The 20,338-nt window shown below is 68.4% G+C and carries 24 protein-coding genes; 6 read left to right on the forward strand and 18 right to left on the reverse strand.

Annotation, left to right across the window (positions count from 1 at the left end):
• Nucleotides 1-11: 11 nt before the first annotated feature.
• The 8 genes from QE397_RS18070 to QE397_RS18105 all read right to left on the reverse strand — a co-directional run bounded on the left by QE397_RS18070 (nucleotide 12) and on the right by QE397_RS18105 (nucleotide 8,008).
• Nucleotides 12-668, reverse strand: a complete 657-nt coding sequence (locus QE397_RS18070; protein WP_037186307.1) for a GntR family transcriptional regulator — start codon at nucleotides 666-668, stop codon at nucleotides 12-14.
• Between the two features lie 284 nt (nucleotides 669-952).
• A complete protein-coding gene (locus QE397_RS18075) occupies nucleotides 953-2,731 on the reverse strand; it encodes an acyl-CoA dehydrogenase (RefSeq protein WP_307096497.1) in 1,779 nt (592 codons plus the stop codon).
• A gap of 19 nt (nucleotides 2,732-2,750) precedes the next feature.
• Nucleotides 2,751-3,323, reverse strand: a complete 573-nt coding sequence (locus QE397_RS18080) for a methylated-DNA--[protein]-cysteine S-methyltransferase (RefSeq protein WP_056443522.1) — start codon at nucleotides 3,321-3,323, stop codon at nucleotides 2,751-2,753.
• Nucleotides 3,320-3,787: an RNA polymerase sigma factor gene (locus QE397_RS18085; RefSeq protein ID WP_307096500.1), complete on the reverse strand. Its 468-nt coding sequence runs from the start codon at nucleotides 3,785-3,787 to the stop codon at nucleotides 3,320-3,322. Before QE397_RS18085 ends, QE397_RS18080 begins: the two co-directional genes overlap by 4 nt.
• A 189-nt stretch (nucleotides 3,788-3,976) precedes the next feature.
• Nucleotides 3,977-4,828: a triacylglycerol lipase gene (locus QE397_RS18090; RefSeq protein WP_307096502.1), complete on the reverse strand. Its 852-nt coding sequence runs from the start codon at nucleotides 4,826-4,828 to the stop codon at nucleotides 3,977-3,979.
• 47 nt (nucleotides 4,829-4,875) lie between these two features.
• A complete protein-coding gene (locus QE397_RS18095) occupies nucleotides 4,876-5,661 on the reverse strand; it encodes a M23 family metallopeptidase (protein ID WP_307096504.1) in 786 nt (261 codons plus the stop codon).
• Nucleotides 5,662-5,723: 62 nt separating this feature from the next.
• The gene (locus QE397_RS18100) at nucleotides 5,724-7,439 is read right to left on the reverse strand and encodes an NAD(P)/FAD-dependent oxidoreductase (protein ID WP_027506492.1); all 1,716 of its coding nucleotides are present in this window, start codon (nucleotides 7,437-7,439) and stop codon (nucleotides 5,724-5,726) included.
• Nucleotides 7,436-8,008, reverse strand: a complete 573-nt coding sequence (locus QE397_RS18105; RefSeq protein WP_056443515.1) for a helix-turn-helix domain-containing protein — start codon at nucleotides 8,006-8,008, stop codon at nucleotides 7,436-7,438. Before QE397_RS18105 ends, QE397_RS18100 begins: the two co-directional genes overlap by 4 nt.
• A 75-nt stretch (nucleotides 8,009-8,083) precedes the next feature.
• Here QE397_RS18105 and speB point away from each other — a divergent pair, with 75 nt between their 5' ends.
• Nucleotides 8,084-9,025 (forward strand): agmatinase, encoded by a 942-nt coding sequence (gene speB, locus QE397_RS18110; protein ID WP_222638891.1) that lies wholly within the window; start codon nucleotides 8,084-8,086, stop codon nucleotides 9,023-9,025.
• On the opposite strand, the gene QE397_RS18115 is transcribed toward speB, so the two are convergent.
• Nucleotides 8,989-9,642 (reverse strand): DedA family protein, encoded by a 654-nt coding sequence (locus tag QE397_RS18115; RefSeq protein WP_051613522.1) that lies wholly within the window; start codon nucleotides 9,640-9,642, stop codon nucleotides 8,989-8,991. The two genes, speB and QE397_RS18115, sit on opposite strands and share 37 nt — an antisense overlap.
• A gap of 40 nt (nucleotides 9,643-9,682) precedes the next feature.
• Between QE397_RS18115 and QE397_RS18120 the strand changes: the two genes are divergently transcribed.
• Both QE397_RS18120 and QE397_RS18125 read left to right on the forward strand, forming a co-directional pair.
• Nucleotides 9,683-10,141, forward strand: a complete 459-nt coding sequence (locus tag QE397_RS18120; protein WP_307096508.1) for a hypothetical protein — start codon at nucleotides 9,683-9,685, stop codon at nucleotides 10,139-10,141.
• A gap of 200 nt (nucleotides 10,142-10,341) precedes the next feature.
• Nucleotides 10,342-11,154 (forward strand): GAF and ANTAR domain-containing protein, encoded by an 813-nt coding sequence (locus QE397_RS18125; protein ID WP_056443510.1) that lies wholly within the window; start codon nucleotides 10,342-10,344, stop codon nucleotides 11,152-11,154.
• On the opposite strand, the gene QE397_RS18130 is transcribed toward QE397_RS18125, so the two are convergent.
• Nucleotides 11,155-11,901 carry a 3-hydroxybutyrate dehydrogenase gene (locus QE397_RS18130; protein ID WP_027506496.1) on the reverse strand — a complete coding sequence of 249 codons (747 nt, stop codon included), beginning with the start codon at nucleotides 11,899-11,901 and terminating at the stop codon, nucleotides 11,155-11,157.
• 81 nt (nucleotides 11,902-11,982) lie between these two features.
• Here QE397_RS18130 and QE397_RS18135 point away from each other — a divergent pair, with 81 nt between their 5' ends.
• From QE397_RS18135 to QE397_RS18145, 3 genes are read left to right on the forward strand one after another with little or no spacing between them, the layout of a single operon-like run.
• Nucleotides 11,983-12,498, forward strand: coding sequence for a polyketide cyclase (locus QE397_RS18135; protein WP_027506497.1), 516 nt, complete (start codon nucleotides 11,983-11,985; stop codon nucleotides 12,496-12,498).
• Nucleotides 12,495-13,046: a DUF2231 domain-containing protein gene (locus QE397_RS18140; protein ID WP_307096512.1), complete on the forward strand. Its 552-nt coding sequence runs from the start codon at nucleotides 12,495-12,497 to the stop codon at nucleotides 13,044-13,046. Before QE397_RS18135 ends, QE397_RS18140 begins: the two co-directional genes overlap by 4 nt.
• Nucleotides 13,043-13,219, forward strand: coding sequence for a hypothetical protein (locus tag QE397_RS18145; protein WP_307096514.1), 177 nt, complete (start codon nucleotides 13,043-13,045; stop codon nucleotides 13,217-13,219). Before QE397_RS18140 ends, QE397_RS18145 begins: the two co-directional genes overlap by 4 nt.
• Here QE397_RS18145 and QE397_RS18150 read toward each other — a convergent pair.
• The 8 genes from QE397_RS18150 to QE397_RS18185 all read right to left on the reverse strand — a co-directional run bounded on the left by QE397_RS18150 (nucleotide 13,200) and on the right by QE397_RS18185 (nucleotide 20,314).
• Entirely contained in the window at nucleotides 13,200-14,087 is an 888-nt protein-coding gene (locus QE397_RS18150; RefSeq protein WP_307096515.1) for a polysaccharide deacetylase family protein, read from the reverse strand. The two genes, QE397_RS18145 and QE397_RS18150, sit on opposite strands and share 20 nt — an antisense overlap.
• Nucleotides 14,087-14,656 (reverse strand): hypothetical protein, encoded by a 570-nt coding sequence (locus QE397_RS18155; protein WP_027506500.1) that lies wholly within the window; start codon nucleotides 14,654-14,656, stop codon nucleotides 14,087-14,089. The genes QE397_RS18150 and QE397_RS18155 overlap by 1 nt, the downstream gene beginning before the upstream one ends.
• A 35-nt stretch (nucleotides 14,657-14,691) precedes the next feature.
• On the reverse strand, nucleotides 14,692-15,816 hold the full coding sequence (locus QE397_RS18160; RefSeq protein ID WP_307096517.1) for a TDT family transporter: 1,125 nt from the start codon (nucleotides 15,814-15,816) through the stop codon (nucleotides 14,692-14,694).
• Between the two features lie 74 nt (nucleotides 15,817-15,890).
• Nucleotides 15,891-16,778, reverse strand: coding sequence for a LysR family transcriptional regulator (locus QE397_RS18165; protein ID WP_307096519.1), 888 nt, complete (start codon nucleotides 16,776-16,778; stop codon nucleotides 15,891-15,893).
• 36 nt (nucleotides 16,779-16,814) lie between these two features.
• Nucleotides 16,815-17,096, reverse strand: a complete 282-nt coding sequence (locus QE397_RS18170; protein WP_307096521.1) for a hypothetical protein — start codon at nucleotides 17,094-17,096, stop codon at nucleotides 16,815-16,817.
• Nucleotides 17,097-17,280: 184 nt separating this feature from the next.
• Complete coding sequence (locus tag QE397_RS18175) at nucleotides 17,281-17,565, reverse strand: hypothetical protein (protein ID WP_307096523.1); 285 nt, start codon at nucleotides 17,563-17,565, stop codon at nucleotides 17,281-17,283.
• An 87-nt stretch (nucleotides 17,566-17,652) separates the two neighbouring features.
• On the reverse strand, nucleotides 17,653-19,185 hold the full coding sequence (locus QE397_RS18180; protein ID WP_307096525.1) for a long-chain fatty acid--CoA ligase: 1,533 nt from the start codon (nucleotides 19,183-19,185) through the stop codon (nucleotides 17,653-17,655).
• A gap of 1 nt (nucleotide 19,186) precedes the next feature.
• Nucleotides 19,187-20,314: a DUF5938 domain-containing protein gene (locus QE397_RS18185; RefSeq protein ID WP_307096526.1), complete on the reverse strand. Its 1,128-nt coding sequence runs from the start codon at nucleotides 20,312-20,314 to the stop codon at nucleotides 19,187-19,189.
• Nucleotides 20,315-20,338 lie beyond the last annotated feature (24 nt).

Here is a 20,338-nt window from a genome sequence, read left to right on the forward strand (position 1 = left end):
GGTGGGGTCCTTCAGCGGATTCCACGCGGCAGCGCGTGCGTGGCTGCCATGTGGAGGGAGAGGGCGTCGTCGTACGCGGCGACGTCGCCCTGCTCGACGAGTGCGGTGAGACGGGTGTGGTCGCCGATGATCGACGCCAACACGTCCGGATTGCGCGCCACGGAGTTCGCGGTCATGCGGCGCTGCCGGTCACGCAATCCTGAGTAGAAGGTCGACAGCAGGGGGTTGTCCCCGTGCGTGACGACGATGGTGTGGAAGTCTGCGTCCTCGGCAGCGAAGCCGAGGGAGTCGCCCGCCTCCGCGAGAACGCGCTGCCGGTCGAGGCTCTCGCGCATCTGTGCGGCGGCGGAGGCCCGGCTGCCCGGATCCTGTGCGAACGCTTCGAGCGATCCGGTCTCGACGAGTCGACGGGCGGCGACGAGATGGGTGGCCTCGTCGGGGGCGACGGGAACCACGAGGGCCCCGCGCTTGGGGTAGAGCCGCATCCATCCTTCGGCCGCGAGCCTGAGGAAGGCCTCACGGACCGGGGTGCGGCTGGTGCCGGTGCGCTCGGCGATCTGCCCCTCGCTGATCAGCTCCCCGCCCGGCAGCTCGCCGGAGACGATGAGCTCCTTGACCGTCGCGTACGCCCGGTCGGACGACGTCTCGGTTGCATCTGTGTTGCGCACATCTTGTATCTAAGCAGTCGCTGCGCGACCTGACCAGGTAGGTGTGACTGGGATTACTGGGTACCGTCGCCGGGCGTCCGGGCGCTGCGCGCGGTGGTGTGCGCAGGTTGGACGGTGCGCGCAACACCGCGCGGTGCGCCAGGCACACCCGTGATCAGGCACGCACCGCACCACCCGCAGTGCGGTGCCTCCCCACGCGCAGCGCCCGACTCTCTGCGCACGCTGAACGGTGCGCGCAACACCGCGCGGTATGCCCGGCAGCACCCCACCCGGCAAGCGCTGCCCTACAGAACCGAGGTGTCGAGGTCCAGCGTCGTACGGTCCAGGTTCTCGAGCAGGTCGAACTGTGGGCCCGTCTTGGGGAGCTCGTACCGGAAGAAGTACTGCGCCGCGACACGCTTGCCGTCGTAGAAGGCGCCTTCCTTGTCGCCGATCGCGCGGAGCTGGTCGAGCCAGAGCCACGCGACGACCACGTGACCGGTCGCCTCGAGGTACGCGGACGAGTTGGCCAGCGCCACCTCGGCGTCGCCCTGACCCCACAGCGTGCCGGTGACGGCCACGAGGCGATCCACTGCCGCTCGCAGGGCGTCGGCGTACTCGCCCGACATCGCGTCGATGGTCTCCGTGATGGTCTCGACGAGGAGCTGGAGCCCTCGGCCGCCCTGCGCGACGACCTTGCGTCCGAGGAGGTCGAGGCCCTGGATGCCGTTCGTTCCCTCGTGGATGGGGTTGAGGCGGTTGTCGCGGTAGAACTGCTCGACGTTGTAGTCGCGGGTGTAGCCGTACCCGCCGTGCACCTGGATCGCGAGGTTGTTGGCCTCGAGGCACCACTGCGACGGCCACGCCTTGGCGATGGGGGTGAGCACGTCGAGGAGGAACCCGGCGCGATCCGCCGCGTCCTGCTCGCCGGTGATCTGCTCGTCGACCAGCCGGGAGCAGTACAGACCCAGGGCCAGACCGCCCTCGACGTAGGACTTCTGCGCGAGCAGCATGCGACGCACGTCGGAGTGGTCGATGATCGGCACCTGCGGGGCAGCCGGATCCTTGTCACCGACGGGCCGGCCCTGTGCACGGTCCCGGGCGTACGCCACCGAGTGCAGGTAGCCGGTGTAGCCCAGCGCGGTCGCGCCCATGCCGACGCCGATGCGCGCCTCGTTCATCATCTTGAACATGTACGACAGGCCCTTGTGCGGCTCGCCGACGAGATAGCCTGTGGCGCCGCCGTTCTCGCCGAACGCGAGGAGCGTGTTGGTGGTTCCGCGGTACCCCATCTTGTGGTTCAGGCCGACGAGGTTCACGTCGTTGCGCTCGCCCAGCGACCCGTCCGCGTTCACCAGCGTCTTGGGAACGACGAAGAGCGAGATGCCCTTCACGCCCGCCGGACCGCCGGGGATCTTGGCGAGGACGAGGTGCACGATGTTCTCACCGAGTTCGTGCTCGCCGCCCGAGATCCACATCTTGGTTCCGGTCACCGCGTAGGTGCCGTCACCCTGCTCGACGGCCTTGGTGGTGATGTAGGCGAGCGACGATCCGGCACCGGGCTCGGACAGGCACATGGTCCCGTGGAAACGGCCTTCGAGCATGGGCCGGACATAGGCGTCGACCAACTCCTCGCTGCCGTACTCGATGAGGAGATTGGCGTTGCCGATCGTGAGGAAGGGATAGGTCGCGGTGCCGGTGTTCGCGGCCTGGAACCACGCGAGCGACGCCTTCGACACCGTGGTCGGCAGCTGCATGCCGCCGAGCGAGTCGTCGAACTGCCCGGAGATGAGGCCGGCGTCGTTGAACACCTTCAGCGCCTGCTCGACCTCGGGAATCAGGACGACCTTGCCGTCCTCGCCGACGTGCGGCTCGTTCGCATCCGCCTTCTTGTTGTGCGGCGCGAAGTGCTTCACCGCGATCTGCTCGCTGAGCTCCATCACCGCGTCGAACGTCTCCCGAGAATGATCGGAGAAGCGCTTCCGCTCGGTCAACGACTCGACGTCGAGCCATTCGTAGAGGAGGAACTCGAGATCGCGACGAGACAGAACGAGGTGCGCGGGAACATCAGCAGCAGAGGACATGCTTCGAGACTAATACCGCCTAGTAGTTCTGTGTCTCGAGCGCGAGCAGAAGCTGCTTGGCGGCCTCACCGCCGGCGTAACGACCGGGCGTTCCGTCCGACCGCACCACGCGATGACATGGGATGACCAGGGGCAGCGGATTGCGCGCGCAGGCCGATCCCACGGCGCGGACGGCCTTCGGGCTGGCCGTTTCCGCGGCCACGGCGGCGTAGCTCCGGGTCTCGCCGTAGGGGATGCGCTGGAGATGCGTCAGGACGTCGCGACGGAACCCTGCAGCGAGGCGCAGATCCAGGTCGACGTCGACGACGCGGGACGTCCCGGCGAAGAACGCGTCGAGCCCGCGGACCACCGGGTCGAGCCGGGCCGGCGCTCGAAGCACCCGCGGACTGATGCGGGTGGCCAGCGTCTGCAGGACCGTGTCGTGGTTCTCGACGTCGAAGGCCACGCGCACGACACCTCGCTCGGTGGCCGCCACGAGGAGCGTGCCGACGGGTGAGTCGAGGGTGCGGTACGCGACGTCGAGCAGTCCTTCCTCGGCGGCGCGGTGCGTCAGTCGCTCGTGGAGCGCGGTCAGTTCGGCGGCGGTGGTCACAGCAGCTCACTCCTCGTGGTCGTGCGGCGTAGCGTCGCGATGCCGTCGGCACAGGCACGCCGGGCGGCGGTGGTCGAATTACCCAGCAGCGCAGCGACGACCGCATGAGGGAGCCCCCCGATGTGGTGGTACGCGACGGCCAGTCGCTGAGTGTCGGGCAGGGCCGCGACCGCGGACCACAGGGCGTGGTTCTCGTCGGGCACCATCGTGGCGACGTCCGGAACGGAGTCGGTGGGCACGGGCCGACGAGCTGCCGCGCGATGAACGTCGACGGCCTTGCGGTGCGCGATGGTCACCAGCCAGGCCTGCACGTTCGCGTCCTCGGGCAGGTCGGGGTACGCCCGGAGTGCGGCGAGGAAGGTCTCCGACCACGCGTCGTCGGCGTCGACGGGACCGACCACGGCGCGACAGACCCGCAGCACCACGGGGCCGTGGGTGGCCACGACGGTCTCGAACGGAAGCATCACGATCAGTAAACGCGTGAGGGCGGCGGAACGTGAGAATCCACGGGATCGCGAGGTGCACCGAGCTGCGTGCACACCCCCTGCGTCAACCGCACACACCCTCCAGCCTGCAGCAACGGGTGTTCACCACACGCCGGCCGTGTGCACCCCTTCCAGCCGGCCACCGCACCAGCGCGCACACCCCGGCACTCAGCAGGGGCTGGGGACCCGATCGGCGTAGGACCGGTCGAGCCCGCGCTGCACCATCCACAATGCGCGGGGGTCGGTGGTCAGTTCCATGTGCCCGGCGGTGTTGCTCGGGCAGCCGTCCTGCACCCATACGTTGTCCACGGTCGCGCCCGGGCCCGCGGCGAGGAAGGTGTTCTCGGGCGGCGTGGAGACGGTGTCCGCGCGGGTGGCGATCACGGTGTAGTCGACGCCCGGGACGGTGTCGCCGCCCGCGTTGAGCACGTCGAGGAACGACGAGCCGACCACCTGCTGGACGAACGACGGTCCGACGGCCGCGGCGGCGACCTCGCCGACCGGCAGTCCGAACTGCTGCGCGAGCGATCCGATGAGCTGCCCCGCCGAGAACGTGGTGCCGTGATTGGTGGCGCCGAGGGTGACGAGGGTGTGCACGGCGTCGGCTCCACCTTCGAACTTCAGGAACTGACGCGCCACGACACCGCCCTGGGAGTGCCCGACGACGTCCACGTCGGCTGCGCCGGTGCGTGATCGGACGTCGTCGACGAAGGCGCGCAGTTCTCGCGCGGACGTGGCGATGTCGTCGCCGCCGTAGGTCTGCAGCAGGTTCTCGCCGGGTTCGGCGCGGTAGCCGTACTCGAGAGTGAAGACGCAGTAGCCCTCCGCCTCGAGCTGCGGGGTGAGGGTGGACCAGGTGTCCGGACCGTCGACCCAGGTGCCGTGCACCAGCACGACGGGACGGGGATGCTCGGGTGAGCAGGAGCCGGCGGTGTCGGCCGCGGCCGGACCGGCGCCGAGAGGTGCGGTGCCCACGGCCACGGCGAGTGCCGTCGCCGCCGTCAGAAGTGCCCGTCTCATGCCCTGATCGTATCCGAGCGTGTTACTGGTGTGACGGATGGGACTCGTCAGTCGCCTTCCGGTCCGAGCGAGATACCGCGGCCGATCAACCACAGTTCGGGATCCACGTGCTTGTCCGCGACGACGGTCTCGAAGTGCAGGTGCGGCCCGGTGGAGTCGCCGCGGTTCCCCATCGTCGCGATCTGCTGCCCCGCCGCGACCCGCTGACCGGCCACCGCGACCAGGGTGTCCACGTGACCGTAGATGGACACGGTGCCGTCGTCGTGTCGCACGCGCACCCACAACCCGAAGCCGCTCGCAGGGCCGGCCTCGATCACCTGGCCGTCCGCCACCGACAGGATCGGTGTGCCGATCGGGCCGGCGATGTCGATGCCGTTGTGCATCGTTCCCCACCGCGGGCCGAAACCGGACGTGTACGTGCCGCGAGCCGGCGAGGCGTAGCTGCCGATACGGGCGCCGATCACGGCCGGCGGCAGCTCGTACAGTCGGCGATCCTTCTCCTCGGCGCTCGCCGCCGTCGAGAGCACGGCGATCGCGGCCGCGTACTCCTCCTCCGCCGTGGCGCGGTTGACTTTCGCGATCTGGCGCAGCGGGCCCAGGTTGCGCTCCGGTTCCGCCAGGAAGCTCGGCCGCAGGTCCGCAGCGGGAGCCGCGACCGCCCCGACGGCCGGTTCCTCGGCCGTCGGCCGGGTCAGATGGAACACGAGCACCGCGACGGCGAGCACGAGCACGATGGCCAGCGCCTGCGCCGAGACGGTCCGCACCGGAACGGTCGCAGGCGTCGTCACGGGCGGCCGATCGGCCGCCTGTGAGCGCGAGAGCAACTGAACCACCGGAGGAACGCTACCGCTCGGTAAGTCCTCCCGGACCGAGATTCACCGCGCCGGTCGACGCATCAGTCCCCGAGGCGGAGCGGGGCGATGCTCTCGAAGACGTCGCCCGGCCCGGGATTGTCCGGATGTGTCGATCCGCCGAGGTGGTTCATGACTCCCCACACCGCGTTGAGCGCGGTCTGGATGGCGCCCTCGGCCCATCCCGCCGTCCACGAGATGTCGTCGCCGGCGAGGAAGATCCCGCGATGCCGGGGGGCGAGCTCGTCCTGCACGAAGTGCGAGAAGAGGCGTTCCTGATAGCGATAGTGGCCGGGCAGGTTGGCCTTGAAGGCACCCATGAAGTGGCGCTCGGTCTCCCACGACAGCGTCACCGGATCGGAGACGATGTGGCTGCGGAAGTCCACCCCGGGATAGATCTCCTCGAGCGATCCCAGCATCAGCGTCAACCGCTCGTCGGGTGAGAGCGGCAGCAGCTTCAGCGAGTCGTCGCTCCACGTGTACGACAGACAGATCACGCCGGGCCGATCGTCGCCGTGATCGAGGAGATACGTTCCCCGACTCAACCGGTCGGTGAGGGTCATGCTGACCAGTTCCCTCCCCGTCTCGGGGTCGACGTCCTTCCAGAACGGTCGGTCCACGAGCACGAACACCTTGGTCGACCCCATGTAGTGGGTGCGTTCGACGGCCGTCCAGTGATCGATGGGCAGCAGGTCGTCGTCGGTGTCGATGGTGTTGAGGAGCATCCAGCTCTGCGCGGTCACGACGACCGAGGCGAACTCGTCCGTCCGGCCCGAGGAGTCGGTCACCGCGAAGGTGTGGTCGCCGGTGGCGTCGTCGGTCCGTCGCCGGATCTCCGTGACACCCGGGCGGGGTGTGCCGCCGTGCAGCGACGCGACCGAGGTGCCCGCCGACCAGTGCGCCGCGTCCGACACGGCCTCCGACCACAGACCACGTGGCAGGCGGCTGGATCCGCCGACGATGCCGCGGTGGTGATCGTCCGCCTCCGTGGCCACGACGCGCAGGATCTCGAGTATCGAGTTCGGGAAGTCGGTGTCCCAGCCACCGGTGCCGAAACCGACCTGCCCGAACAGCTCTCGACGCGCGAACGACGCGAAGTGGGGGGATCCGACGAGGAACCCGTAGAACGTCGTGTCGTCGAGTCGCACCACGAGGTCGTTCCAGATGCGCTTCACCGCCGCCGCGTCCCGAGCGCGGATGGCGCGCTGGAGAGGGACGAGTTCGGACTGTTCCTCGAGCGTGCGCTGCCACGCCCTGGCCACCTCGGCGTACTCGTCGGGGAGATCGGTCAGCTGCCGCGCGTAGTGACTGGTGCCCTTGAGGTCGATGACGGTGCTGGGCGTCGCCTCGGCGAGCGGGTTGGGGAACGGGGTGGTCTCGATGCCGAGGTGGTCGAGGTAGTGGAACAGGGCGGTGGACGACGGCGGGAACCGCATCGCGCCCATCTCGGCGACCGTGTCCTCGTGCCCCTCGAACGGGACCGAGTGCATGCGGCCGCCGATCCACCCCGCCTCGTACACCACGGGTTCGAGTCCCATCCGCAGCAGCTCCCGGGCGGCGACGGTGCCGGCGAGACCGGCCCCGACGATGGCGACGCGGGTGCCGCGGCGGTCCGGAGGGACCGACCCGAGCCCGGCCGGGTGCGCGAGGAAATCGTCGTAGGCGAAGGGGAAGTCGGGGCCGAACATGGTGACCGGCTGCTCACGGTCCCCTGCTGATCGCTCGTGGACCGAGCTGTCGGGAGTGACGGGCGTGGTCATGGGGTCGTCTCGATTCTGGTTCTGTCGTGGCGGGAGGGCAGGGACGGCGTCAGGACCCACAGCACAGTGGTGTCGACCTCCGCGCGGAAGCTGTGCCGACGACGAGGATCGAAGGTGAGCGCGTCACCGTCGTCGAGTTGCACGGTGCGCTCGTCGAGCGTCAGGATCAGCCGACCGGTGAGCACCAGGACGAACCCCACCTCGGCCGGCAGCTCGTACGACTCGTCGCCGCTGCCTCCTCCGCGCTCGATCCTGCCGTGGATGACCTGCACGCGCTGTTCGCCCGCCGGGGTCAGCAGGTACTCCGTCTGGGCATGACCCCCGAGGGCGATCGGGGGGTACTCGCCGGCGCGGACGACGTCGCCGTGCGGAACGTCGTCGAACAGCGACCCCATGGGAATCTCGAGCGCGTCGCACCAGCGCACCAGGACGGCGACGGACGCGGACGCGCGGTCGTTCTCGACCTTGGACAGGTAGCCCTTGGTCACACCGACGGTCGACGCGAGCGCGTCGAGAGTGAGACGACGGGCGGCCCGGGCCTCCCGCAGCCGGTTTCCGATGGTGGACACGCCGCGATCATGCCCTGCTCCGCGTCAGGAAACAAGTGTTGACCAACCGCCTGAAGTGAGGAAACATCACTGCTCATGACCGACATCAGGGGACCTCTGGACGGCTCGCGATACCCGCGGTACATGGAACCGTCGACCTTCGCGCGGCTGCCGCGACTCGACGAGGTCTCCCGGGCGGACGTGAGCATCGTCGGAGTGCCTTTCGACTCGGGCGTGAGCTACCGGCCGGGCGCGCGCTTCGGTCCCGGCCACATCCGCGCGTCGTCCAAACTGCTCCGGCCGTACAACCCCGCGCTGGACGTGTCGCCGTTCGCGCACCGCCAGGTGGCCGATGCCGGCGACATCGCGGTCAATCCGTTCGACATCGCCGAGGCACTGACGACGGTCGAGCACGCGATCACCGATCTGCGCAAGGACGGCAGCACGGTCCTCACTCTCGGTGGCGACCACACCATCGCGCTGCCGATCCTGCGCGCGCTGCACCGCGACCACGGGCCGATCGCCGTGCTGCACTTCGACGCGCACCTCGACACGTGGGACACGTACTTCGGTGCACCCTTCACGCACGGGACACCGTTCCGACGGGCCAGCGAGGAGGGGCTGATCGACCTCGAGCGGTCGCAGCACATCGGGATCCGCGGTCCGCTGTACGGCAAGAAGGACCTCGAGGACGACGCCGTCCTGGGGTTTCAGATCATCCGGTCCGACGACTACGAGATGGACGGGGTGGCTTCGATCGTCGAGCGGATGCGCCGCCGTCTCGACACGGGCCCGGTCTACGTCTCCGTGGACATCGACGTCCTCGACCCGGCCCACGCCCCGGGTACCGGCACACCCGAGGCGGGCGGCATGACGTCGCGGGAACTGCTGAACACCCTGCGCGGGTTGGTGGGAGCGAACATCGTCGGTGCGGACATCGTCGAGGTCGCGCCCGCGTACGACCACGCGGAGATCACCGGAATCGCCGCGTCACACGTGGCCTACGAGCTGCTGTCGGTGCTCGCGCTGGGATCGTAGGCCCGCGCCGCGCCCTTCTCGGAGCGATGAGCCCGGACGCGCCACACGATCAGCGCGATCACCACCACCGCGACCACGATGATCGCCGCGTCCCGCCCCACCGTCTTCGCGACCTGTTCGTACGAGTTGCCGGCGACGAATCCGAGCACCACGAACCCCGTCCCCCAGACGAGCCCACCGAGTGCGTTGTACGCGAGGAACTTCGGGTATGGCATGCGCGACATTCCGGCCAACGCCGGCATCACCGCTCGGAAGAAGGCGACGAACCGGCCGAGGAAGACGGCCGTCCCGCCCTTGCGCGCCAACAGGTCCCGCGCCTTGTCCAGCTTGTCGCGACGCTTGTCCAGAATCTTCATGGCCAACAGTCGTGGGCCGAAGTGCTTGCCGATCTCGAAGCCCACCGAGTCACCCACCACGGCCGCGACGACCACGACCGCCGCCATCGCCACGACACTCACGTGGTCCTGACTCGCCGCGACACCGCCGATGACCGCGGCCGTCTCTCCCGGGATCACGAAACCGACGAAGATCGCGTCCTCGAGGAACACCAGCAGGAAGACGATGAGGAACACCCAGATCGGTGCGATGTCCAGCAGGCGCTCCATCACGGAAGTCATACGACCATGATGGCCCACAACCAGTGAATCGAGGTTCGATGTGGCTCCACGCAATCCGCACGCCATCGCGGACGGCATGATCGTGCGCAGTGTCACACGCCCGGATCGGGTCTTCCGGGTCAGCGGCGATCCCGGCGGGACTCGGGTCAATTTCGTGGCGCTGTCGCCGGGCACGCGCACCGTAGTGAACGGCAGCCCTCGCAACTACCGTCCCGAGACACCGGCCGAGAAGTTCGAGCGACTCGCGGACGCGGGGCGGGACGACGTGATCGAGGACGTCCGTCAGACCGAGCCGGCCGACGACGAATCGGCGGGTACGAGCGCCGTGGCGGACGAGCCGACCGACGACGATTCCGTCGCCACACTGTGCGTACGCATGCAGGATGCCGTCGCGCGCGTCGCCGACGGCGAGTGCGACCCGGACGACGCCGCCGCGATCGTCAGCGCCGCGGCCGCGCTCAATGCCGCCGTGATCGAGGAGCACGCACGCCGCGGCTGAGCCCACGACACGAAGAACCCCACCGGTGCGCAGGCACACAGTGGGGGTCTCCGAGACATCGGCGGGCTTCTTCACTCGACGGCTCTGGCACTTCGTGATGTCCGGACAACACGAGTACCTGATGCTTGCGATACCCGCTGGCCACCGAACTCAACCGGAGTCGCTGCTGGTGTCCCCGCGTCGTGCGATGATTCTCAACCGTGGAGAGCAGGGACAGCGCCGTGGCGGCGACAGCGGACTCGGAGCGCGCGGAGGCGGACGAGTCGACGTCGCGTGCGGCGGAGTTGGTCACCGAGGTGGCCACCGGGTCGGTCGCTCCCCGTCGACTCGCGGCCATGCTGAGCGTGGTCGGCGGCAGCGTCCGCGACGACGACCATCTTGCGGTGCTGCTGAAGCGCACCGCGGAGATCGCACACGAGGCCGTCGACGGTGCGTCCAGCGTTGGTGTGAGCATCCTGTTCGGCGGCCTGACGTACACGGCCGTGCACACCGACGACCGCACGCTCGAGGTCGACCGCCATCAGTACGAGATCGGTGAGGGTCCGTGCCTCGAGGCCGCCCGGACCGGGGAGATCGTGCGCGTCGACGTCGATGCGGCGCAGCAGCGCTGGCCGGAGTTCGTACACGCTGCTCGCGAGGAGGGCGTGCGCTCGTTCCTCGCCGCGCCCCTGCACACCGCCGACATGAAGCTCGGATCGTTCAACCTGTACGGCACCGCCCCCGACGCGTTCGGGTCGATCGACGAGTCGATCCTCGAGCTGCTGACGTCCACCGTGTCCACGGCGATCGGCGACTACGCGCGCGTGCGGTCGGCCCGCGAGGTCGCGTCGGGCCTGCAGGACGCACTCGAGCACCGCGCCCCCATCGAGCAGGCCAAGGGCATTCTCATGGCGCTGCACGGCGTCGACAGCGACACCGCGTTCGGCATGCTGTCCGCGGAGTCACAGCGTGCCAACCGCAAGCTCCGTGACATCGCCCGCGACTTCGTGGAGAGCGTCTCGCGCGGCGAGTGATCAGCTCGCGCTCCAGCCGCCGTCCATCGTGTACGACGCGCCGGTGATCATCGACGCCTCGTCTCCGACGAGGAAGGACACCAGTGCGGCCACCTCCTCCGGCTCCACCATCCGCTTGATCGCACTCTCGGTCAGCAGCACCTTCTCGAGCACCTCGGACTCGTCGATGCCGTGGACGCGCGCCTGATCGGCGATCTGCTTCTCCACGAGGGGTGTTCGCACGTAGCCGGGGTTGACGCAGTTGCTGCGGACGCCCCGCTCGGCGCCTTCGAGAGCGGTGACCTTCGACAGTCCCTCCAGCGCGTGCTTCGCCGTGACGTACGCCGACTTGTTGGCCGATGCCCGGATGCCGTGCACGGACGACATGTTGACGATGCGTCCGTACCCGGACTCGTACATGTGCGGCAGAGCGGCACGCACCAGCAGGAACGGTGCCTCCACCATGAGTGTCAGGATGCGGCGGAACATCACCGGGTCGAAGTCCTCGATCGGCGACACGTGCTGGATTCCCGCGTTGTTCACCAGGATGTCGGTCTCGAGGGTGAGGTCCGCGAGCGCGTCGACGTCGGAAAGATCCACCTGCCACGCGTCTCCCCCGATCTCGTGTGCCAGCGCCGTGGCGGCGTCACCGTCGAGGTCGGCGACGGTGACCCGAGCGCCGTTCGCCGCGAGGGCGCGGGCGATCGCGGCCCCGATTCCGCTGGCACCACCGGTGATGAGAGCCGATCGTCCTGTGAGGTCCGTCATGGTCACGAGTCTGTGCCCGTCGCGCTCCGTCTTCAATGACGACCTGCGCACCCGCTTCCTGCACAAGTGCAGACTGGACCCATGACCGACGAACGACTCGAGTTTCAGCGCGTGATGCCGTTGCCCGCGGCGGACATCTTCGACGTGCTCTGCGATCCCGACGGCCACGTCGCCATCGACGGCTCGGGCATGTTGATGAGCGCGGACGGCGCACCCGTGACGTCCGCGGGAGACACCTTCGTCGTGCACATGGATCGCGAGGCACTCGGCGACCTCCCGATGGGTACCTACGACGTCGAGGTCACCATCGCGACCTTCGAGCGCGATCGGGACATCTCGTGGACGATCGTCGGCACGGTCCGACCGCCCATCGGTCACCGCTACGGGTACCGGCTCGCGCCGCACTCCTTCGAGGACGGCACGGAGGGCACCCTCGTCACGTCCTACTACGACTGGTCCGACATCCATCCCGACTGGCGGGAGCGTGACATATTCCCCGTGGTGTCCGGATCGTCCCTGCGCGTGACCCTCGGCATTCTCGAGCGCACCGTGCGTCGCGGTTACCCTCGACCGCTGCGGGTATCCGACACGGTATGAATCTCACACCGCTGTTCCACCCGCTCGAGAAGGCGACGTTCCTCGATCCGGTCAGCGACCCCGTCGCCGGGAAGCTCCGATCCGCTCTCGAGGGGACGAAGGTCGACGGCCTCCTCCGTGGGACCTTCGTCGGCCACCCGATGCATCCCATCATGGCCTACTCCTCGGTCGGATTGTGGACCAGCGCAGTCTTTCTCGATGTCACCGGTGGAGACTCCGCGGCAGCGCGGCGCCTCATCGGTGCCGGACTGGTGACCGCCCCCACCGCACTGGTGACGGGGTGGGCGACGTGGTCGACGCTCAACGCGGAACAGCGACGAGTGGGTCTGATCCACGCGAGCACCAACGCCGTAGCCCTGGCTCTGTTCACCGCGTCGTATCGCCGGCGCGCGAAGGCAGCGGACGCGTCGTCGCCGCCGGAAACCACGTCGAAGGCGCTCGCACTCGCCGGATTCGCCGTCGCCGGTCTGGGAGGCGCTCTCGGCGGTCATCTCGGGTACAACATGGGAGCGGGAGTCGCGGCACGGGCACTCCCGGCGGGCGTGTGAGTACCGACGAGGTGTTCACCCAGTTGCGAGCACGCGGTGTCACGGCCGAGGGTGCACGGCGCTTCGCGGACGGCAGTGCCGAGAACCTCGATCCGGAGGCCCTCGCGGCACTCACCGAGGCGAACCTCACCGAGGCGCAGCTGCACGACTACGTCACGCAGGCGGCGGAGTGACCGTCCGATAGTGCTCGGCGATGTCGCCGGCGGTGGTGAACCAGACACCGTCGGCGTGCGACGTCAGGTGATCCAGCGCGCGACGAAAGCGTCTGAGCCGGTGCGGTTGCCCGGTGAGGAACGTGTGGGTGGAGATGGCCAACACGCGCGGTGCGCGCCGCGACTGCTCCTTCAGCTCGTCGAACGAGTCGACGACGATGTGCTCGAAATCCTCCGCGGACCCGTGGTGATGGACGAACACCGGAAGGTCGTTGACCTCGTGCGGGTACGGAACACTCAGTAGAGGTCCACCGCGCGTGGCCATCCACACCGGCTGGTCGTCGATCGGCCAGTCGAGCGTGTACTCGAATCCCTGCTCCGCCAACAGGTCCTCCGTCACCCGGCTCGGGTTCGCGCCGGGGCTCATCCAACCCCGAGGCGGCGAACCCTCGTGTGACTCGATCGCCCGTCGTACCGCCTCGATGGTGCGACGTTCCGCGTCCTCGTCCTGCTGGTTCGGCTGCTCGGCGTTGGTGCGGCCGTGGGCGACGACGTCCGCGCCGAGTGCGCGAAACGCCGCCACCAGATCGGGAGCGTGCTCGTAGATCTCGGCGTTGACGAGCAGAGTCGGACGAATTCCGCTGTCGCGCAACGTGTCGGCCAACGCGAAGCCGCCCGCCCTGTTGCCGTACTCGCGCCAACCCCAGTTGTAGGTGTTCGGCTGGTCCATTCCCGGCGTCCATCCCAGCCCGGGAGCTCCGTCGTCGTACGGGAAGTGCTCGCAGTTGACGGCGACGTACACCGCGAGGGACGCGCCGCCCGGCCACGAGAACGACGGACGGGACGTGATGGGCGAGTACGGGAATCGGCCGTGCGAGGGCAGTGCCATCACTCGCCCCGACTCGTACGGATCGCGGCGCGGAGGCCGTCGAGATAGGGCTCCATGTCGGTCTCCGACGTCAGCGCCACCGCCTCGACAGGGTGGTGCCGCGCCTCGATCACCACACCGTGGTCGCCCACCGTCGCCGACGCCCACCACCGTTCCTGCCCGCCGTGCATCTCGAAGTCGGTGTCCGCGCCGTTCACCGGCACGACGACGCGACGCGCCTCCGTCGCCGCGATGGCCTCACGTCGCCGTTTGTACTCGGGCGACATCGGCGTCAGACCGATCGCCGACAGCATCGCCTTCAGCGCCGTGCGGTGCGCGTCCTTCGTGGTGGTGGTGACCTCGACGAAGGGACCGTCGATGTCGTCGCCGTCCCAGTCGACCTCACCGTGCCGCAGTGTCACGCTGGTCAGTACGTCGTTCTCCCGCGACCACGGGCCCATCACCCGCACCCCGTTCCACCCGTTCACCGTGTAGGTCGGGAAGGTGGTCGACTCGGCGCGGATCTGATCCTCGATCGCGCGTTGCTGGGTCCAGAACTCGTCGGGCGTGAGGTGGCCGGTGATCTCCATGCCTCCAGTGTGCCCACTTCGCCGTCGTGCGACTCTCACGCCGGAAGAAACACCCGGCCGCGATACGCCTCGCGCACCGTCCTCGTCGCCACCGTCGTCCACGCCGTCACCAGCACGGCGAACAGCACGACCGCCAGTGCCTCGACGACGGACGACTCCAGCGCGCGCCCCAACGCCGCCGCGCCGGTGACGCATGTTCCGACCGGGAAGGTGAACGACCACCATGCCAACGAGAAGCGCAGTCCTCGGCGCGCCGCGTGCACGGTCAGCGCCGTGGCCAGGGCGAACATCATCGCTCCGAAGCCGCCCATCACCATTCCGAAGAGGATTCCCGCCGCACGCAGGACCACCGCCACCTCGCTCCGGTCACCGGTGAACACCATCGCCGCATCGGCACCCAGGAGGTTGGCCGCGGTGACGGACTGGCCGATGACGCCGAGAGTGATCCATATAGTCGGTGCAGCCTGGACCGGGAGGACGGCGCCGTGCAGCAGTCGACCGAGAACCGCGGTCGTCACCATCAGCCCGGTCACGAGTGCCGATCCGAACAGCGCGTAGCAGCCGACGAGCATCGCGAGCCGCCACTGCCCGTCGGCGATGTGCGGGAGGAGAAGTGCACCGGTGGATGCCGAGACCATCGGCGGCACCACGGGCATCAGCCATGCCGGGAGCGCGACCGTGTCGGCGCTACGGCGGGTGATCATCACGTACGGGACGACGACGCTGGTCGCGAGTCCGAGGGCAGTACCCGCCGTCCAGAGGACGACGAAGATCGAGGTGGCCAGGCTCTGCCCGAGGATGTCCGCACCCAGGAGGCTCGTACCGGCACCGACGGTGAGCAGAGCCATGGGCGGCGCGCCGTAGAACTGCATCATCACGGGGTGGGCAGCGTGCGCCAGCGCGACGCGGCGGTGCGCGAGCCAGTGCGCGGCGAACAGGGTCGACACGACGACGAGGACAGTCGAGGCGAGCAGCCACATGACGACGGCTGCCATGTGGAGCACGACATTCTGCACGGGCAGCGTTGCTGCGGCAGTGGCGACGATTCCGGTCCCCATCACCGATGCGAACCAGTTCGGCGTGATGTGCTCGATCACGCTGCCGGGCGAGTCGAGATCGCGGAGCAGCCCGTGCGATGTCGCGGTCCGGAAGGTCGTCATGCCTTCACAGTGCGCCGGGACGGCGACGATCAGTAGTGGTCGTGCTCTTGTCACCCCACAAACGCTGTTTGTGGCTACTGCCGGGCAATGTCGAGGAAGTCGCGACGTGGACCGCGCAGTGCTGCAGACAGGCTCCAGACCGCGCGCAGCTCACGCGTCATCGAAAGACCGGGAACGTCGATGCGCACCAACGCGCCACTCCGCAGCTCCCCCTCCACCGCGAGGGACGACACCACCGCCGGCGCATTCGCCGATATGGCAGCAGACTTGACAGCGGTGACGGAGTTGAGCTCGATGAGCGGCGGAACCGTCGGGCGGACGGCGCTCTCGTACGTGGTGCGGGTTCCCGACCCCGGCTCCCGTTGCACCAGAGCCGTCGTCTGCAGCAGCTCCATCGACGCCGCACGTCTGGTCGCCCACGGGTGGGACGGTCCCGTGACGATGATCAACTCGTCGTGCGCGACGACGGCGACCCCGAGCCCGGCCGGCACGTCGGGCCCTTCGACGAAGCCGATGTCCGCGCGCCCGTCCAGCACCTGCTCGGCGACCTCCGCCGAGTTCATCAGTCGCATCTGCACCTGGACGTCGGGCGACTGTCTGCGCATCGACAGCATCCACGCCGGCACGAGGTGCTCGGCGACGGTCATACTCGCGGCGATGGTGAGCATCGCATTCCCCTCGCGCAGAAGCGATGTCACTCCTGTCGCGAACTTCTCGGCCGAGTCGAGGATGCCGCCCGCCCACTCCATCACCGCGACGCCCTCGGGGGTCAGGGCGACACCGCTCGCGCCGCGATCGAAGATGCGGACACCGATGTCCCGCTCCGCCGCACGCACACGTGCGCTGACCGCCTGCTGACTCAACCCGTGTTCCCGGCCGGCTGCCGTCATGCTGCCCAACCGGGCAACGGACACCATCACGTCGAGGGCTCCGAGATCCGGGACTCGCGGCGACAGTGGCATCCGCCCACCGTAGCGACTGCGCCGGTGTGCTCGGGCTCAGCTGGCGAAGCCTGCCCGGATGCCGACGAGCTGGTACGTGCCGGGAGCAATGCCGGATGCGCAGTTCACGAGGATGATGTCGCCACGCTCCCGGTACTCGGCTGCCGTCTGCTGGCAATTCTTTGCGGGAGGGAAGTAGAACTCGCCGAAGGTCTGAAAGTAGAGCGGGCCGATCGACGGTGCTGCGGACGCCGTTGCCCCGCCGGACAACACGATCGCGGCGGCTCCGGCGCCTGCCACTGTGGCACCGACGAGTGCGCGGGTGATTCGACGAGACATGGTGGACCTCCTGGCTAGACGTACCGATCGGTCCGTTCACCGTAGGCCCGGCCACACGCCGTGTCCATAGGTCGAGCCTCGCTCGCGCGGCGCTTCCCGCGGGAGTTACGTCGTACCGCGCCGGTTGCAGTGCCCGCGGCAACACGAATCGACCGCGGGAATTCGTCGGTCGATTCGCCGACGATCAGCTCCCGAAGAGATCCGTGCGGATTCCGACGAGCTGATAGCCGGGGTACGCGAGATTGATGGCGCAGTCGACGAGGATGATGTCCCCCCGCTCTCGATACCGTGCCGCCGTGTTCTGGCAGTTCTCGCTCGCCGGAATGACGAGCACGCCGAACGATTGCCAGTAGATGGGTCCCTGAGCGGGTGCCGCCGACGCCGTTGCACCACCCGACAGGGCGATGGCGACTGCTCCGGCGCCGGCGGCTGTGGCTCCGACGAGTGTGCGGGTGAGACGACGAGACATGGTGGACCTCCTGGCTGGACGTACCGATCGGTCCGTTCACGGTAGACCCGGCCATTCGCCGTGTACAGAGGTCGAGCGACCCACGCACTACATCGTCATGGTGTACCTGACCTCGTTCTTCAGGATCTTTCCGACCTTCGACCGGGGCAGAAGATCCCAGACCTCGATGTTCTTCGGCGCCTTCACGCTGCCGATGCGTTCTTTGACGAAGGCGATCAGTGCGGCGGGATCCACCTCCTGCCCGGCGCGCAGCTCGACAGCCGCCACGACCCGTTCGCCCCATTTCTCGTCGGGGAGACCCACCACGGCCGACTCCTTCACTGCAGGGTGAGCGAGCAGAGCCTGCTCGACTTCGGCCGAGTAGACGTTGAAGCCGCCCGTGATGATCATGTCCTTCGCGCGGTCCACGACGTAGAGGAAGCCCTCGTCGTCGAGGTATCCGATGTCGCCCGTGTGGTGCCAACCGTGAGCGCCCACCTCTGCCGTCGCCGCCGGATTGTCGTGATAGCCGTCCATGACCAGGGGACCGCGCACGACGATCTCGCCACGCTCACCGGTGCCGACGAGGTCGCCCTTCTCGGTCATGATCGCGACCGTGGTAAAGGGTGTCGGACGACCGGCCGAGGTGAGCCGTTCCGTCGCCACCGTGCCGTCCGGACGAAAGTGGTCCGCCGGCGCCAGGGTGGCGATCATGTTGGGCGCCTCGGTCTGTCCGAACAGCTGCCCCAGCACGGGCCCGATGCGCGTGAGCGCTTCCTCGAGCCGCGTCGGCGACATCGGCGCCGCCCCGTACCAGAGGCAGCGGAGAGACGACAGGTCCCGATGATCCAGATCCGGGTGGTCGAGCACGCCGTAGATCACCGTCGGAGGCAGGAACGCATGGGTGATGCGGTGCCGTTCGATCAGCGCCAGGAACTCCCCGATGTCGGGGGCCGCCATGATGACCACCTCGCCGCCGAGACTCAGGATCGGGAACGTCAGCACACCGGCGGAGTGTGTGAGCGGCGCCAGCGCGAGATACCGCGGACGCACACCGAAGGGATAGCTCATCAGCGCGAGCGCCGTCGAGGTCATCATGTTGTCCTCGGTCAGCCGCACCCCTTTCGGCTTTCCCGTGGTGCCGCCCGTTCCCGCCAGCATCGCGAGCCCGCGCGGCGGCCGCCTGTCCGCGTCGAGCTCGCCGCGGTGTTCGGCGAGCCACGACTCGAACGGGATCGACCACTCCGTGTCACCGTCGAGGCAGACCAGTCGCACGAGGTGCGGCAGATCGCCTCGGATCCGGTTGACCAGATCGGTGAATCGGCTCTGGAAGAACAGAGTTCGGCATCCGAAGAGATCGAACAGCTGGAGGTTCTCGTCGGCCTCGTTCCGCGGATTCACCGGGCACCACACCGCGCCGGCGCGCGAGATGCCGAACACGCACGTCAGCGCCAGCGGGTCGTTACCGGACAGGACGGCGACGCGATCGCCGGCCTCGACACCGTCGTGTTGCAGCGCCGCGGCGATCTCGACCGACCGGTCGTACACCTCACCGTAGGTGGAGGTGTCACCCCCGGCCGTAAGGCACGGTGCCCCACGGCCGAGCGAGACGCCCTTGTCCAGGTAGTCGGAGAGTCGCATCTCAGCGGTGCACGGAGACGATCGGGTCCAGGACCAGACCGAACGCCCGCAGCGTGCCGAGCAACTCGCGATGACCGAACGCCTCACAGCTGGAGGCGAATCCGACCTTGCGCGGAGCTCCCTGCAGGAGTGCGGCAGCCCCGTGTGCGTTGAGCAGCGCGGTCTGCTTGTAGTTGCAGTTGCCGTGGATGACGCAGTGTGCGCGGCCCAGCGGACCCGATGCGTACACCGAGTCCAGCGAGGTGTTCAGGCGCGGATTCTCTCGGGGCGGCATCTCGCTGCGGATCGCGGACGACTGCTCGTCGATGATGCGGTACTTCTCCTCGTCAGACTTGCCCTCCATCTGTTCGAGGGCGGCGGCCACCAACAGCGGAACCGCCTTCATCAGAGGCGGATTGAAGACACCGCCGAGAGCCTTCGCGGTGGTGACCCGCGGGTCGTTCTTGAACCAGACCGGATGCGACGTGCCGCCCCACGGCAACGCCAGGCCGAGATCGTGCTGACCGGGAACGCTCACGGTGTAGAGCCCGGCGTCGGCGGGCCACTCGACGTACTCGTTCTCCTCCAGGTAGTACGCCTTGGAGAACGCGGCGTTGGTGAGGATGGTGTTGGTCGAGGCGACGGTGGGGTGCCCCTTCCAGAACACCTGGATGTCGAGGCTGTTCAGACCCGGGTTCTCCAAGCAGATGTTCGCGGCGATCTCACCGATGGAGTACATCTGCGCGAGGCCCGGCGTGAGAACCAGTCCCTGCGCGGCGAAGTCGGCGCTGTACTGCGCCTCGGCGTCGATCATCCAGTTCTGCTCGCCGTTGGTGTCGGTGTAGTGCGCACCGATGGCCAGGCAGGCCTGCGCCACCTCGTGGCCGTAGCGGGCGAACGGTCCCACGGTGTTGAGGACCACGGTCGCGCCGCGGAAGGCCTCGGTCAGCGCCTCCACGGTGTGCTCGACCTCGACGATCTCGTGCTCGACGGTGTCGATACCCGGCACGGCACTCACGGCATCCTTCAGGCGGGCGTGATCGCGGCCGGCGGCCAGGAAGGGAATGTTGTACTCGCGCAGATACTCACAGATGAGGCGACCCGTGTAGCCGGACGCTCCGTAGACGACGACGCGCTTGTCAGTGGGCATGGTTGATCTCCTGGTTCGAAGTGG

This window comes from Rhodococcus sp. SORGH_AS_0301, from assembly GCF_030818285.1.
In the GTDB taxonomy this organism is placed as follows: Bacteria; Actinomycetota; Actinomycetes; order Mycobacteriales; family Mycobacteriaceae; genus Rhodococcoides.

Bases quoted from the DNA above. Each gene is read 5' to 3' on its own strand.
- QE397_RS18180 (WP_307096525.1), bottom strand. From the start codon at position 19,185: ATGCGACTCTCCGACTACCTGGACAAGGGCGTCTCGCTCGGCCGTGGG.
- QE397_RS18130 (WP_027506496.1), bottom strand. From the start codon at position 11,901: ATGACGGACCTCACAGGACGATCGGCTCTCATCACCGGTGGTGCCAGC.
- QE397_RS18150 (WP_307096515.1), bottom strand. From the start codon at position 14,087: ATGGCACTGCCCTCGCACGGCCGATTCCCGTACTCGCCCATCACGTCC.
- QE397_RS18175 (WP_307096523.1), bottom strand. From the start codon at position 17,565: ATGTCTCGTCGTCTCACCCGCACACTCGTCGGAGCCACAGCCGCCGGC.
- QE397_RS18090 (WP_307096502.1), bottom strand. From the start codon at position 4,828: ATGAGACGGGCACTTCTGACGGCGGCGACGGCACTCGCCGTGGCCGTG.
- QE397_RS18100 (WP_027506492.1), bottom strand. From the start codon at position 7,439: ATGACCACGCCCGTCACTCCCGACAGCTCGGTCCACGAGCGATCAGCA.
- QE397_RS18085 (WP_307096500.1), bottom strand. From the start codon at position 3,787: ATGCTTCCGTTCGAGACCGTCGTGGCCACCCACGGCCCCGTGGTGCTG.
- QE397_RS18075 (WP_307096497.1), bottom strand. From the start codon at position 2,731: ATGTCCTCTGCTGCTGATGTTCCCGCGCACCTCGTTCTGTCTCGTCGC.
- QE397_RS18155 (WP_027506500.1), bottom strand. From the start codon at position 14,656: ATGGAGATCACCGGCCACCTCACGCCCGACGAGTTCTGGACCCAGCAA.
- QE397_RS18160 (WP_307096517.1), bottom strand. From the start codon at position 15,816: ATGACGACCTTCCGGACCGCGACATCGCACGGGCTGCTCCGCGATCTC.
- QE397_RS18165 (WP_307096519.1), bottom strand. From the start codon at position 16,778: ATGCCACTGTCGCCGCGAGTCCCGGATCTCGGAGCCCTCGACGTGATG.
- QE397_RS18170 (WP_307096521.1), bottom strand. From the start codon at position 17,096: ATGTCTCGTCGAATCACCCGCGCACTCGTCGGTGCCACAGTGGCAGGC.
- QE397_RS18135 (WP_027506497.1), top strand. From the start codon at position 11,983: ATGACCGACGAACGACTCGAGTTTCAGCGCGTGATGCCGTTGCCCGCG.
- QE397_RS18140 (WP_307096512.1), top strand. From the start codon at position 12,495: ATGAATCTCACACCGCTGTTCCACCCGCTCGAGAAGGCGACGTTCCTC.
- QE397_RS18185 (WP_307096526.1), bottom strand. From the start codon at position 20,314: ATGCCCACTGACAAGCGCGTCGTCGTCTACGGAGCGTCCGGCTACACG.
- speB (WP_222638891.1), top strand. From the start codon at position 8,084: ATGACCGACATCAGGGGACCTCTGGACGGCTCGCGATACCCGCGGTAC.
- QE397_RS18115 (WP_051613522.1), bottom strand. From the start codon at position 9,642: ATGACTTCCGTGATGGAGCGCCTGCTGGACATCGCACCGATCTGGGTG.